The organism is Luteimonas qiangzhengi (assembly GCF_039548515.1).
GTDB lineage: Bacteria > Pseudomonadota > Gammaproteobacteria > Xanthomonadales > Xanthomonadaceae > Luteimonas.
In genome coordinates, this window is the sequence record NZ_JBCLVE010000017.1 from 52,165 (window position 1) to 64,816 (window position 12,652).

Below are 12,652 nucleotides of genomic sequence, written 5' to 3' on the forward strand. Positions count from 1 at the left end.
ACCCCGCGTGCGCCCTGCCCTCCGCCTGCTGCCATTGCCGCTGTGCATTGCCTTTTCCCTGACCGCACTCGCCGATGAGCGCCCGGGAATGTGGCGCCTGTGCCCACTGGAAGATGCTGTCCCCGAGTTTCCCGACGCCCCGCCGCCCTCGGGTACGTCCGCGGACCGGGACCAGTACCCCACCGACATCGAAGGCGACGAGCTCAGCGGCGTCTACGACCAGGTGATGAACTACGACGGCAACGTGTCACTGCGTCGTGGCGATCAGTTCCTCAGCACCGACAACCTGATGTTCGACGCCGAAACCGGGACCTACACCGCCCAGGGCAGCGTCCGTTACCAGGACTCGGGCATGCGCCTGGTGGCCGAGCACCTGCAGGGCGACCAGCAGCAGGACTCGCACAGCATCGGCAACGTGCGTTACCAGCTGATCGAACAGCGCGGCAGCGGCGGCGCCGACCGTGCGGAACTGGCCGGCGACTACGGCTCGCTGTACGGATCAACCTATTCCACCTGCCCGCCCAACGAGCGTGTGTGGGAACTGCGTTCGCGCCAGATCGACATCGACATGGAAGAAGGCTTCGGCACCGCGCGAGGCGCCACGCTGCGGCTGGGCTCGGTGCCGGTGCTGTACGTGCCTTGGTTCAAATTTCCGATCGACGATCGCCGCAAGACCGGCCTGCTGTACCCGGCCATCGGCTACAACAGCCGCAACGGCTTCGACTACCGCCAGCCGATCTACCTCAACCTGGCGCCCAACTACGACATGACCCTGGAGCCGCGGCTGATGAGCCGTCGCGGCCTGCTGCTGGGCACCGAGTTCCGCTACCTGACCGACTCCGGCCGCGGCACCCTGGAGTTCGAATACCTGCCCTCGGACGATCTGACCTGGCGCGACCGCGAACGGGAAGCCGAAGAAGTCCCCATCGTTGAGAATCGCCGCAAGGAAGACCGCGGCATGTTCCACTTCAACGGCCGCCACAACATCAACCGGACCTGGCAGGCGCGCGCCAATCTCAACTGGATCAGCGATCCACGCTATCTGGAGGATCTGAGCAGCAGCCTGGCCGAATCCTCGCCCAGCACGCTGACCAGCACCCTGGGCGTGTATGGAAGGGGGCGCTATTGGGATGCGGCAGTGACGTCCGATTACCGGGTGCTGTCCGATTACACCCTGCGCGAGCGCAACCTGCCCTACTACCGCCTGCCGCGGCTGTATGCGAACTGGGAACAGCCGTTCCGCCCCTGGCTGGTGACCGGCCTGCAGACCGACCTGACCCGGTTCGCGCATGTCGACAGCGGCTTCAAGCCGGGTGGAAGCCGCATCGACCTCAAGCCCTATGTCTCGCTGCCGATAGAAGGGGCTTCATGGTATGTGCGCCCCAGCATGGCCTGGCGTTATACCGCCTATGAGCTGGACGACGCCCTGGCCCGCAGCATCAACTCCACCGCGCCGGATACCTCGCCCAGCCGCAGCCTGCCCATCACCAGCGTGGATGCCGGCCTGTTCTTCGATCGCGATACCCGGTTCCGCGGCGAGAACTACCTGCACACGCTCGAGCCGCGGCTGTTCTACCTGAACGTCCCCTACCGCTACCAGGACGACCTGCCCCGGTTCGACACCCGCAACCTGACCTTCAGCTGGGGCCAGCTGTTCCGCGACAACCGCTACTCCGGCGCCGACCGCCAGGCCGACGCCAACCAGCTCACCCTGGCCCTGAGCACGCGCATGCTGCGCGAGTCCGACGGCCAGGAGAAGCTGGCGCTGAGCGTGGGCCAGATCCGCTACTTCGACGATTCGCGGGTGGGACTGACTCCCACATCCGGCCAGATCGAAGACGGCAAATCTTCCTGGGTCGCCGAAGGCAGCTACGCGGTCAACGATCGCTGGACCTTCAATGCCGGCTACCAGTGGGATCCCAAGGACCGGCGCGACGACCTGGTCGCCCTGCGCACCCGCTACCTGCTCGGCGACGACGGCATCGTCAACCTCGGATACCGCTATCGCCGCAGCCAGCTGGAGCAGGTGGATTTCTCCTTCCTGTACCCGATCAACGCCACCTGGAGCCTCGTGGGCCGGTACTACTACTCGCTGCGCGACCAGCAGACGCTGGAAGGCATCGCCGGCATCCAGTGGGACAGCTGCTGCCTGGCGGTCCGCCTGGTGGGCCGCCACTACGTGCGCAATCGGCTGGGCGAAACCAACGATTCCATCCAGCTGGAAGTTGAACTGAAGGGCCTGGGCTCGGCCGGTCCCGGCATGGAGGACCGCCTGCGCCGTGCTATTCTCGGCTATTACCGTGACGACCTCTATCTGGTGCCCCCGTCCGAATTGGGCGGCCGCGGCAACGATGGGGACGACTACTACTTCGATCCCATGCCATGAAGGCCATGAAGAAACTCCTCCTATCCCTCTTCGCCGCCGCTGCCCTGGCGGGCACCGCGCATGCCCAGCAGGTCCAGCCGCTGGACGAAATCGCCGCCGTCGTCGACGAGGACGTGATTCTGCGCAGCGAGCTTGACCGCGCGGTGGGCAACATCCAGGTCCAGTTCGCCGACCAGGCCGGGCAGATGCCCCCGCTGCCGATCCTGCAGCGCCAGGTGCTGGAGCGGCTGATCCTGCTGCGGCTGCAGACCGACCGCGCCGGCGCCACCGGCATTCGCGTGGACGATGCTGAAATCGACGCCACCATCGAGGCCATCGCCCAGCAGAATGGTGGAACCGTCGATCAGCTGCGCATGCAGCTTCAGGCCGACGGCATGGCATTCAGCGATTTCCGCAGTTCGCTGCGCGAAGAGCTGATAACCCAGCGCCTGCGCCAGCGCTTCGCCCAGACCCGGATCGTGGTCAGCGAAGGCGAGGTGGATGCCGCGCTGCGCTCGCAGGATGGGGGCACCCAGTTCCGTCTGGCCCACATCCTGGTGGCGGTGCCGGACGGTGCCACCCCGGAACAGATCAACGTGGCCCGCGAAAAGGTCGAAGGCATCCAGGGCCTGATCGAACGCAACGACATGGACTTCGCAGCCGCAGCGGTGCGCTACTCCGACAGCCCGAACGCGCTTGAAGGCGGCGATCTGGGTTGGCGTCGGATCGATGAGATCCCGCCCGCGTTCGGCACCGCCGTCCCCAGCATGCAGCCGGGCAGCATGCTGGGCCCGTTCCAGGGCCCCAGCGGTTTCCAGCTGCTGCAGCTCGTGGATGTGCGCGACACCGCCGGCAACCGGGTCACCCAGTACCAGGGCCGCCACATCCTGATCCGGGCCGGCCAGGACCCCGCCGAGGACGCCGCGGCGCGGTCACGTGCCGAAGCCCTGCACGCCCGCGTCGTTGCTGGCGAGGACTTTGCCGAGCTGGCCACGCAGGAGTCGGAAGACACCTCCAGCAGCTCCCGCGGCGGAGACCTGGGCTGGTTCACCAGCGACCAGTTCGGCCCTGAATTTGGCAGCCAGGTGGCGCCTCTGGAGGACGGCGGCGTGTCGCAGCCGTTCCGCACCCAGGCCGGCTGGCACGTGGTCCAGCGCCTCGCTTCGCGCCAGGCGGAAGTGGACGATGAGGATCGTCGCAACCTGGTCCGCGAAAGCATCGGCCAGCGCAAGCTGGAAGACGAGTGGAACCGCTTCCAGCGCGAGCTGCGCAGCGAAGCCTACGTCGATATCCGGATCGGCGACGGCGCCGACACCGACACCGACGGCTGAGATGGCCCGTCCCCGCCTTGCGCTGGTACCGGGCGAGCCGGCCGGCGTAGGGCCGGAGCTGTGCGTGGCTGCGCTGCAGCGCGACTTCGGTGCTGACATCACCATTTACGGCGACCGGGCCAGCCTGGCCCGCGCGGCCGACCTGCTGGACCTGCCCCTGTCGCTGGAGGGCACCGGGCCCGGTCGCGCACGCCTGATCGAAGTCGCCCATCCGCGCCTGCCGGATTTCGGCAGCCCCGACCCGGCCAACGCCGCCAGCGTCATCGGCGCGCTGCGCCAGGCCACTGACGCCTGCCAGCGTGGCGAGATCGACGGCATGGTCACCGGGCCGGTGCACAAGGCCGCCATCAATGCGGGCGGCATCGCCTACAGCGGCACCACCGGCCTACTGGCCGAATGGACCGGGCGCGAAGTGGTGATGATGCTGGCCAACAAGGTCCTCCGGGTCGCGTTGGCAACCACCCACCTGCCGCTGCGCGAGGTGGCCGATGTCATCACCGCGCCCGCGCTGGAGCGCACCCTGCGCATTCTGCACGCCGCCATGCAGGCGGATTTCGGCATCTCCCGGCCGCGCATCGCCGTACTCGGGCTCAATCCGCATGCCGGGGAAGATGGCCACCTGGGCCACGAGGAAATCGATGTGATCCAGCCGGTACTCGAACAACTGCGCGGCGACGGCATGGACCTGCAGGGCCCCCTTCCGGCGGACACCGCATTCCTGCCGGAAAAGCTGCGCGAGGTGGATGCGGTCCTGGCCATGTATCACGACCAGGGCCTGCCGGTGCTCAAGCACAGCGGGTTCGAGCACGCCGTCAACCTCACGCTCGGCCTGCCGTGGCCGCGGGTCGCGGTGGACCACGGAACGGCGCTTGATCTTGCCGGCAGCGGCCGGGCCACCGCGTCCAGCCTGATTGCGGCGCTGGACACCTGCGCCCGGCTGGCGGCAACACGCCAGGCACTGCGCGCCGGGACGCCGGCATGAGCACAGCGTCTGCACCAGGCTTCGGCCGCGCCAAAAAAGCCCTCGGCCAACATTTCCTGCACGAGTCGGCCTATATCGATCGCATCATCGATGCGGTGGGTCCGCGCCCGGGCGACCGGGTGGTGGAAATCGGCCCCGGCCAGGGCGCCCTGACCCTGCCGCTGCTGCGCCGCCACGGCGCGCTGACGGTGATCGAATTCGATCGCGACCTGATTGCCCCGCTCACCCATGCCGCAGGCGACGCGGGCGATCTGGAGGTGATCCATCGCGACGTGCTGGAGGTGGACTTCACCGCCCTGGCCGCCGACGGTCCGCCGCTGCGGCTGGTGGGCAACCTGCCCTACAACATCTCCTCGCCCATCCTGTTCCACGCGCTCAAGCACGCGGGCGCGATCTCCGACATGCATTTCATGCTGCAGAAGGAGGTCGTGGACCGGATGGCGGCCCCGCCGGGATCCAAGGTCTATGGTCGGCTGAGCGTCATGTTGCAGGCCAGCTGCATCGTGGTGCCGCTGTTTACCGTGCCGCCAGGCGCATTCCGGCCGCCGCCCAAGGTCGATTCCGCCGTAGTCCGGCTGGCACCCAGGCCGCCCGGTGAATCCGGCATCGCTGATCCCGCGCACTTTGCCGCCGTGGTCCGCGCGGCCTTCGGCCAGCGCCGCAAGACCCTGCGCAACGCGCTTTCAGGCCTGTGCAGCGAGGCCACTCTCACCGCAGCGGGTATCGACCCCAAGGCCCGCGCCGAGCAGCTTCCGGTGCAGGATTTCATCCGCCTGGCCAACACTCCGCCAGTCGACTAGCCAAAGAATTCACCCGCTCCCATTACACTGTCGTCATGGAAGAGACCCCCGACTACACACTGGAAATCCAGATCGCGGCCCGTTTTCTTGAAGAGGAATCCGCGCCCGAGCGCGAACATTACGTGTTCGCCTACACCATTCGCATCCGCAACCTGGGGCGCCTGCCGGCGCAGCTGGTGAACCGCCACTGGATCATCACCGATGGCAACGGCAAGGTGGATGAAGTGCACGGCGAAGGCGTCGTGGGCCAGCAGCCCCGGCTCGAGCCTGGCGAAGAGTTTGAATACACATCCGGTGCGGTGCTGGAAACCGCGGTTGGCAGCATGCAGGGCAAGTACGACATGGTTGGCGATGACGGTACCCACTTCGATGCGCCGATCCCGCCGTTCACCCTGGCTGCGCCCCGCACCCTGCACTGACCTGAAAGAGACGGAATCACACCTTGGCCATCTGGGCAATCGGGGACCTGCAGGGATGCTACGGCCCCACGCAGCGACTGCTGGAGCGCATCGGTTTCGACCCTGCCTCGGACACCCTGTGGCTGTGCGGGGATCTGGTGAATCGGGGCGGGGAATCACTTGAAACCCTGCGCCTGGTGCACTCACTGCGCGAACATTGCCGGGTGGTCCTGGGCAACCATGACCTGTCGCTGCTGGCGATCGGCGAGCGCGACGAAGCGCAGCAGCGGCGGGTGAACCCGGACCTGCGCCGGATCCTGTTTGCTGAAGATCGTGACCAGCTGCTGGACTGGCTGCGACAGCAGCCGCTGGTGCACGCCGATCGCGAGCTGGGCTGGATGATGGTGCACGCCGGCCTGGCGCCGAAGTGGACCACCGCGATGGCCCTGGAGCACTCCGCTGAAGTTGAACGCAGGCTGCGCGGGAAAGGCTATCGCAAGCTGCTGCGTAATTTGTACGGGGACCGTCCCGTCTGGTCCCCGGGCCTGAAGGGCGTGGAGCGCGAACGGGCGATCATCAACCTGTTCACGCGGATGCGCTATTGCACGCCGCGCGGACGGATCGCTTTTGACGAGAAAGGGCCGCCCGGCACCCAGGAGCCGGGCCTGTACCCGTGGTATTCGGTGCCGGGGCGGGCCGAGCGCGACCTGAAAATCGTCTGCGGCCACTGGTCATCACTCGGTCTGTTCATCGGCCACGGAGTGCATGCGCTGGATACCGGCGCGGTCTGGGGCGGCAAGCTCACCGCCCTTCAGCTGGACAGCGAGGAACTGCGGATCGTGCAGGTGCCGGGGCGCGACGCAAACGCCGGCTGAGGCGCCCCGCCGCTAGTTTCCGGGCACCCGCAGGTAGTCGACGAACGCATAGCCGAACGCATGACGCGCATCGGCCGGATGCTCGTCCCGCCGGGTCTCATGCCACTGGCCGGAATCAAACCCCGGGAAGAACGTATCCGCGCCCTCGACCCGGGCATCAACCAGGGTCAGGTGCAGCACATCGGCCCTGGGCAGCAGCAGCCCATAGACCTGGGCACCGCCAATCACACACAGTTCCCCGGCGCCCTGCGCTGCATCCAGCGCAGCTTCGACCGAGGCCACTGCCTCCATCCCTTCGAATGGCGCCCGACCGCTGCGGGTCAGCACCAGGTTGCGCCGGCCCGGCAATGCCCGGCCCAGCGACTGCGCGGTCCTGCGGCCCATCAGCATCGGCTTGCCCATGGTGAGCGCCTTGAACCGCTTCAGGTCCTCCGGCAGTCGCCAGGGCAGATCATTGTCCCGACCGATGGCCCGCTTGCGGTCCATCGCCGCGATCAGCGAGATCCGCATCTTCGCGCTGCTCAGACCGCCACCGGCGCCTTGATCGCCGGATGCGGGTCGTAGCCTTCGATGGCGATATCGTCGAAGCCGAACGCGAACAGGTCCTCCACATCGGGGTTGAGCTTCAACTTCGGCAGCGCGCGCGGCGTGCGGACCAGCTGTTCGCGGGCCTGGTCGTAGTGATTCGAGTACAGATGCGCATCGCCGAGCGTATGCACGAAATCCCCCACCCCCAGCCCGGTCACCTGCGCCACCATGTGGGTCAGCAGCGCATAGCTGGCGATGTTGAACGGCACGCCCAGGAAGATGTCGCCGCTGCGCTGATACAGCTGGCAGCTCAGCTTTCCGTCGACCACGTAGAACTGGAACATGGTGTGGCAGGGCTGCAGCGCCATATGCGGAAGGTCGGCCACGTTCCATGCCGATACCACCAGGCGGCGGGAGTCCGGGTTGCGACGGATCTCCTCGATCACCCAGCGGATCTGGTCGATCTCACCGCCCTTGCCGTCGGCCCAGCGCCGCCACTGCTTTCCGTACACCGGACCGAGCTCGCCGTCCGCATCGGCCCACTCATCCCAGATCGAGACCCGGTGTTCCTTCAGGTAGGCCACGTTGGTCTCACCTTTCAGGAACCACAGCAGCTCGTGGATGATCGAGCGCAGGTGCAGCTTCTTGGTGGTGACCAGCGGGAATCCTTCTGCGAGGTTGAAGCGCATCTGCCAACCGAACACGCTGCGGGTACCGGTGCCGGTGCGGTCCGACTTCTCAGTGCCGTGCTCCAGCACGTGCCCAAGCAGCTCCAGATATTGGCGCATCAGGACGACTCCTTTGCAGTGTCCGGCACCTGCGGCTGCAGGGTCGGCGCGCTGCGGGACTTCCACAGCAGGAACAGGCCCAGCGCGATCAGCGGCAGGCTCAGCAGCTGGCCCATGGTCAGCCAGTCGAATGCCAGATAGCCCAGATGGGCGTCCGGCTCGCGCACGAACTCCACCAGGAACCGGAACACGCCGTAGCCCAGCGCAAACAGCCCGGAAACGGCGTAGCGCGCCCGCGGACGCCTGGAATAGAGCCACAGCACCACAAACAGCACCAGCCCCTCCAGCAGCGCTTGGTACAGCTGTGAGGGATGACGCGCGAAGGCCTCCAGCGCACCCGTCTCATGCAGTGCCCGCAGTGCCGTCTCATCCAGGCTGCGGAACTCGGCCGGCAGCGCATTGGGAAACACCACGCCCAAGGCGCCGTCGGTGTGCTTGCCCCACAGTTCGCCGCCGATCCAGTTGCCGATGCGCCCGAAACCCAGCCCCTGGGGAACCAGCACCGCGACGAAATCAGCGGTGTCGAAGAAGTGCAGCCGCTGTTTGCGCGACCAGAACCACATCGTCACCAGCACGCCCAGCAGGCCGCCGTGAAAACTCATCCCACCTTCCCACGGACGCAGCAGCATCAGCGGATCGGCCAGGAAATCACTGAACGCATAGAACAGCACGTAGCCGATGCGGCCGCCGAGGATCACCCCCAGCAGGCCGTAGAACATCAGGTCGCCAAAGGCATTTTCGTCCACCCCCGGCAGCCGCCCGGCGCGGATGCGGTTGCGCCCCAGCCACCAGGCCACGCCGAAGCCGATGACGTACATCAACCCATACCAGTGCACGCGCAGCGGGCCCAGTGAAAACGCCACCGGGTCAATCTGGTGCAGGTAACTCATCGGCACAGCCCCTGTGTCAAAGCGGCCAGCCTATCAGCGCGGCATCGGCTGGCGGGGTTCATCCACCGGTGGCGGCTGGATGCCCTGACGGCGCATCTCATTCCGCTTTGCCCACAGGTTGAGGATCTCCACCAGCGCGGAGAAGCCCATCGCCCCGTAGATGTACCCGCGCGGGATATGCACCTCAAAGCCTTCGGCAACCAGGAACGCACCAATCAGCAGGATGAAAGCCAGCGCCAGCATCTTCACCGTCGGATTGCTGTCGATGAACCGGCCCAGCGGCTGGGCGGCCAGGAGCATCACGCCCACCGCAATCAGGATCGCGCACACCATCACCGGCACGTAGTCGCCGGCCATGCCGACGGCGGCGATCACAGAATCCAGCGAAAAAACGATGTCGATCACCGCGATCTGCGCAATCACCGTCCCGAACGATGCCACCGCCTTGCCTTTGCCAAGCGCGTCGTCATGTCCGCCCGTGACCTGCTCGCGGATTTCCATGGTGCCCTTGACCAGCAGGAACAGGCCGCCAAGGATCAGGATCAGATCCCGCACCGAAACGCCCTGCCCGAACAGCATGAACAGATCGGCGGTCAGGCGCGCCAGCCAGGCCAGGGTCAGCAGCAGGCCGATACGGGTGATGCAGGCCACGGCAATACCGAACTTGCGCGCAAACTCACGCTGTTCCACCGGCAGCTTGCCCACCGCGATCGAGATGAACACCAGGTTGTCGATACCCAGCACGATCTCGATGGTGCTCAGCGTCACCAGCAGGATCCAGACCTGCGGGTCGGTCAACAATTCCATCATTGGAGAAAGTCCTTGAACATGTTCGTTGGGGGTTGTTTCACGCCGGTCATAGCCAGCGTGGAATAAGAACCAGCGCCCAGACTGCGCCAGCATTGATCATGGCCACGCATACGGCCGCCGAACCCATGTCCTTGGCCCGGCCCGCCAGTTCATGGGGCTCGTTGCCAAAGCGTTCGATCACCGCTTCCATCGCCGAATTGAGCAGTTCCACCATCGGCACCAGCAGGCAGCTTCCCAGCAGCAGCGCGCGCTCCACGCCGCTGTCACCCAGCCACAGGGCAAGCGGCGCGAGCACGACCAGAAGACAGACCTCCAGCCGGAAGGACGACTCATGCAACCAGGCTGCACGCAGACCCTGCATCGACCAGATTGTTGCCTTGATGATCCGCGCAGGCCCGCGCGGCAGATGCCCGATTTCGTCGGCCATGTCTCCGGCTCACGCGAAACCGTTATTTTGCCATACCCCGGGCTTCCGCCCGCATACAGCGGATTTGCATTGCCCGCCGGGCGCTGTTCCACTGCCCATGCGCCGGACGATCAAAAGATCGTGGCGCCATCCCCCCGGCAGACAGCGAGTCCCGCCCATGACACCCAATCCCGGCCCTGCCCTGTTGTCTTTGCAGTCCGACGATCCTGCCTGGCAGGCTCTGGTCGACCTCTCTCTGGCGCAGGCCCGGCAGGCACTGGGCAAACCCGTCGAACTCGACCTGCAGGCCGTGGACCGCAGCGGCCACTGGGGCTTCGTGCGTGCACGCCTGCTGGATCCGGGCGGCGCTGCGCTGTCACTGGCCGACACCCCGTTCGCCGAAGCGGCAGCTGCCGGCGGCGTTTCAGATCTGGCAGTGGTGCTGCTCAGGCAGCATGAGGAAGCGGACGACAGCGCCTGGCAGGTGGTCGATCAGACCATCCTTCCCACCGATGTGTCCTGGCTGGCGTGGCCGCAGAAGCACGGGGCTCCCAGCGAGCTGCTTGGACTCGGCGGCTGACCGGCGACGGAGCCGGTCAGTCAGGGAGCCGTCAGCTGGGCGGCGTCAGCAGATGATAGTTGCCGGATGCACCGCCCCAGCTGATGCGCTGGGTGCCATCGGCATTGACGTTGTTGGAGCCGATGAATTTCGGGGTTCCGTTCTCGAAACCGGCAAACAGCACCACGTGGGACTGGCCGCCGCTCTGCATCAGCACCACATCCCCCGGCTTGGCATTGGCCAGCGGGGTTGGCTGCCAGCCTGCTCCACGCAGGTTGTTGGCAAGCTGATCCACCGATGCACTGGCCTGGCCGGAATTGATCAGGCCGGCCTGCTGCAGGCACGCGGAAACGAAGTTCGCACAGTTGACGTTGTCCGGAACCCAGCTCTCCATCGGCAGCTCGTTGCTGTGCTTGAGATCCCCGGCGTTGCGGCCGATGAACTGCTCGGCGATGGCGGCTGCGTTCGATCCCTGCAACCCGGCCACCGGTCCGTTGACCGCCTCGGTGCCGATGGCTGTCGCGCCGGCGCCGCCCTGTGCGGCGGGCCCGCCCCCGGACACCTGCAGGGAATCCCCGGCAAAGATCATGTTCGGATTGTTGATATGCGGGTTGACGGCCTGCAGCGCCTGCACGCTTGACCCCAGGCGCTGGGCGATCTGCGACAGCGTATCGCCCGAGACAATGTTGTAAGAACCGATTGCGGTCATGCCGACTCCCTCTCCATACCCTGCACCAGCGTTACGCCGAGTGTGGCCGCCATTGCATGTGCCAACAATTGGGGCCAACCCCTATGGGGAATACCCGAGGGTTGGGAGGGGAAAGGAGAGCCTGGAGCCGTTCCGTCAGTCGTCGTTGCCGAAAATCGCCACGCCGCGACTGCCGTCGGTCCCGATCCAGCCCCGGTACATGCCGGCGGTGTTGAACGGCAGCGCGATATTGCCTTCACCGTCCAGGGCGATCACCCCGCCATCGCCGCCGTGGTCCGGGATCACCTGCATGACCACGGCATCCGTGGCCGCCTGCAGGCTGTCTCCGCGGTAAGCCATGCGCGCGCAGATGTCATGGGCCACCGCGTTGCGGATGAAAAATTCGCCCCAGCCGGTCGCGGAGACGCCGCAGTTGGCGTCAGCCCAAGTGCCGGCGCCGATGATGGGCGCATCGCCGACGCGGCCCCAGCGCTTGTTGGTCATGCCACCGGTGGAGGTCGCCGCCGCAATCCGCCCCTGCGCATCCAGCGCGACCGCACCGACGGTGCCGAAATATTGCCCCGCGACGGGGCTCACGATAGAACTCGCGGCAGCCTGGCGCTCCGCTTCCTCACGCTGGCGGGCACGCTCAAGCTGCTCGCGCCGGGCATCGGTATCGAACCAGGCGTTGTCCACCCGGTCCAGATCCGGGTAATCGTCGGCAAAGCGTTCGGCGCCCTCGCCCATCAGCATCACGTGCGAAGACTCCTCCATCACCCGGCGGGCAAGGCGGATCGGGTTGCGCACCGTGGTCACCGCCGCCACCGCCCCGGCCTGCCGGTCCTGGCTGTACATGATTGAAGCGTCCAGCTCGTGGCGGCCTTCCGCATTGAACACGGCGCCCTTGCCGGCGTTGAAGCGCGGCTGCTCCTCCAGCGCCACGACCGCAGCTTCAACCGCGTCCAGCGCGGTGCCACCACGCGCCAGCACCGCATGACCGGCGTCAAGCGCCGCATCCAGCGCCGCGCGGATTTCATCCTCGTCGGCCTCGCTGAGCGACCCGCGCTCAATCACGCCCGCGCCGCCGTGGATCACCAGCGCCGTGCGCGGCACAGCTTTGTCCTGCGCGCTTGCGGTGAAGGCGATGGCTGCCAGCAACAGGAATGTCAGAACTCGCACGGGCTTTACCTCGACAGTCAAACAGCGAGCATACCGCGCACCCTCAGGGGCCA

General features: G+C 66.5%; 14 protein-coding genes. 7 read left to right on the plus strand and 7 right to left on the minus strand.

The features are described 5' to 3' along the window. The first annotated feature begins 7 nt into the window (after nt 1-7). The 6 genes from lptD to WCE59_RS13115 are packed head-to-tail and all read left to right on the plus strand — an operon-like array spanning nt 8 to nt 6,751. The gene (gene lptD / locus WCE59_RS13090) at nt 8-2,386 is read left to right on the plus strand and encodes an LPS assembly protein LptD (RefSeq protein ID WP_449284168.1); all 2,379 of its coding nucleotides are present in this window, start codon (nt 8-10) and stop codon (nt 2,384-2,386) included. A gap of 5 nt (nt 2,387-2,391) precedes the next feature. Next, nucleotides 2,392-3,696 (plus strand): peptidylprolyl isomerase, encoded by a 1,305-nt coding sequence (locus WCE59_RS13095; RefSeq protein WP_343259212.1) that lies wholly within the window; start codon nt 2,392-2,394, stop codon nt 3,694-3,696. Between the two features lies 1 nt (nt 3,697). Beyond that, nucleotides 3,698-4,678: a 4-hydroxythreonine-4-phosphate dehydrogenase PdxA gene (pdxA, locus tag WCE59_RS13100; protein WP_343259213.1), complete on the plus strand. Its 981-nt coding sequence runs from the start codon at nt 3,698-3,700 to the stop codon at nt 4,676-4,678. Then, nucleotides 4,675-5,478 (plus strand): 16S rRNA (adenine(1518)-N(6)/adenine(1519)-N(6))-dimethyltransferase RsmA, encoded by an 804-nt coding sequence (gene rsmA, locus WCE59_RS13105; protein WP_343259214.1) that lies wholly within the window; start codon nt 4,675-4,677, stop codon nt 5,476-5,478. Before pdxA ends, rsmA begins: the two co-directional genes overlap by 4 nt. 35 nt (nt 5,479-5,513) lie before the next feature. Further along, nucleotides 5,514-5,897: a Co2+/Mg2+ efflux protein ApaG gene (gene apaG / locus WCE59_RS13110; RefSeq protein ID WP_343259215.1), complete on the plus strand. Its 384-nt coding sequence runs from the start codon at nt 5,514-5,516 to the stop codon at nt 5,895-5,897. A gap of 23 nt (nt 5,898-5,920) precedes the next feature. Then, nucleotides 5,921-6,751, plus strand: a complete 831-nt coding sequence (locus tag WCE59_RS13115; protein ID WP_343259216.1) for a symmetrical bis(5'-nucleosyl)-tetraphosphatase — start codon at nt 5,921-5,923, stop codon at nt 6,749-6,751. 12 nt (nt 6,752-6,763) lie between these two features. Here WCE59_RS13115 and WCE59_RS13120 read toward each other — a convergent pair whose 3' ends face one another. The 5 genes from WCE59_RS13120 to WCE59_RS13140 are packed head-to-tail and all read right to left on the minus strand — an operon-like array spanning nt 6,764 to nt 10,194. Beyond that, the gene (locus WCE59_RS13120; RefSeq protein WP_343259217.1) at nt 6,764-7,261 is read right to left on the minus strand and encodes a dihydrofolate reductase; all 498 of its coding nucleotides are present in this window, start codon (nt 7,259-7,261) and stop codon (nt 6,764-6,766) included. An 11-nt stretch (nt 7,262-7,272) separates the two neighbouring features. After that, nucleotides 7,273-8,067, minus strand: coding sequence for a thymidylate synthase (locus WCE59_RS13125; RefSeq protein ID WP_343259218.1), 795 nt, complete (start codon nt 8,065-8,067; stop codon nt 7,273-7,275). Continuing rightward, nucleotides 8,067-8,957 carry a prolipoprotein diacylglyceryl transferase gene (gene lgt / locus WCE59_RS13130; protein WP_343259219.1) on the minus strand — a complete coding sequence of 297 codons (891 nt, stop codon included), beginning with the start codon at nt 8,955-8,957 and terminating at the stop codon, nt 8,067-8,069. The genes WCE59_RS13125 and lgt overlap by 1 nt, the downstream gene beginning before the upstream one ends. Before the next feature lie 33 nt (nt 8,958-8,990). Further along, nucleotides 8,991-9,767 (minus strand): TerC family protein, encoded by a 777-nt coding sequence (locus WCE59_RS13135; protein ID WP_343259220.1) that lies wholly within the window; start codon nt 9,765-9,767, stop codon nt 8,991-8,993. A gap of 46 nt (nt 9,768-9,813) precedes the next feature. Continuing rightward, nucleotides 9,814-10,194 carry a diacylglycerol kinase gene (locus WCE59_RS13140; protein WP_343259221.1) on the minus strand — a complete coding sequence of 127 codons (381 nt, stop codon included), beginning with the start codon at nt 10,192-10,194 and terminating at the stop codon, nt 9,814-9,816. 157 nt (nt 10,195-10,351) lie between these two features. On the opposite strand from WCE59_RS13140, the gene WCE59_RS13145 reads away from it, so the two are divergent. Next, nucleotides 10,352-10,753, plus strand: a complete 402-nt coding sequence (locus tag WCE59_RS13145) for a hypothetical protein (RefSeq protein ID WP_343259222.1) — start codon at nt 10,352-10,354, stop codon at nt 10,751-10,753. A 31-nt stretch (nt 10,754-10,784) separates the two neighbouring features. Here the strand turns inward: WCE59_RS13145 and WCE59_RS13150 are convergent, their stop codons facing one another. Together WCE59_RS13150 and WCE59_RS13155 are read right to left on the minus strand one after the other, a co-directional pair. Continuing rightward, the gene (locus WCE59_RS13150; RefSeq protein ID WP_343259223.1) at nt 10,785-11,441 is read right to left on the minus strand and encodes a LysM peptidoglycan-binding domain-containing protein; all 657 of its coding nucleotides are present in this window, start codon (nt 11,439-11,441) and stop codon (nt 10,785-10,787) included. A 135-nt stretch (nt 11,442-11,576) separates the two neighbouring features. Next, entirely contained in the window at nt 11,577-12,599 is a 1,023-nt protein-coding gene (locus WCE59_RS13155) for an isoaspartyl peptidase/L-asparaginase family protein (protein WP_449284169.1), read from the minus strand. Nucleotides 12,600-12,652 lie beyond the last annotated feature (53 nt).

Excerpts from the sequence above, each read along its gene's own strand:
- WCE59_RS13095 (WP_343259212.1), top strand. The coding sequence starts at position 2,392 with ATGAAGAAACTCCTCCTATCCCTCTTCGCCGCCGCTGCCCTGGCGGGC.
- pdxA (WP_343259213.1), top strand. The coding sequence starts at position 3,698 with ATGGCCCGTCCCCGCCTTGCGCTGGTACCGGGCGAGCCGGCCGGCGTA.
- rsmA (WP_343259214.1), top strand. The coding sequence starts at position 4,675 with ATGAGCACAGCGTCTGCACCAGGCTTCGGCCGCGCCAAAAAAGCCCTC.
- apaG (WP_343259215.1), top strand. The coding sequence starts at position 5,514 with ATGGAAGAGACCCCCGACTACACACTGGAAATCCAGATCGCGGCCCGT.
- WCE59_RS13120 (WP_343259217.1), bottom strand. The coding sequence starts at position 7,261 with ATGCGGATCTCGCTGATCGCGGCGATGGACCGCAAGCGGGCCATCGGT.
- WCE59_RS13125 (WP_343259218.1), bottom strand. The coding sequence starts at position 8,067 with ATGCGCCAATATCTGGAGCTGCTTGGGCACGTGCTGGAGCACGGCACT.
- lgt (WP_343259219.1), bottom strand. The coding sequence starts at position 8,957 with ATGAGTTACCTGCACCAGATTGACCCGGTGGCGTTTTCACTGGGCCCG.
- WCE59_RS13135 (WP_343259220.1), bottom strand. The coding sequence starts at position 9,767 with ATGATGGAATTGTTGACCGACCCGCAGGTCTGGATCCTGCTGGTGACG.
- WCE59_RS13140 (WP_343259221.1), bottom strand. The coding sequence starts at position 10,194 with ATGGCCGACGAAATCGGGCATCTGCCGCGCGGGCCTGCGCGGATCATC.
- WCE59_RS13145 (WP_343259222.1), top strand. The coding sequence starts at position 10,352 with ATGACACCCAATCCCGGCCCTGCCCTGTTGTCTTTGCAGTCCGACGAT.
- WCE59_RS13150 (WP_343259223.1), bottom strand. The coding sequence starts at position 11,441 with ATGACCGCAATCGGTTCTTACAACATTGTCTCGGGCGATACGCTGTCG.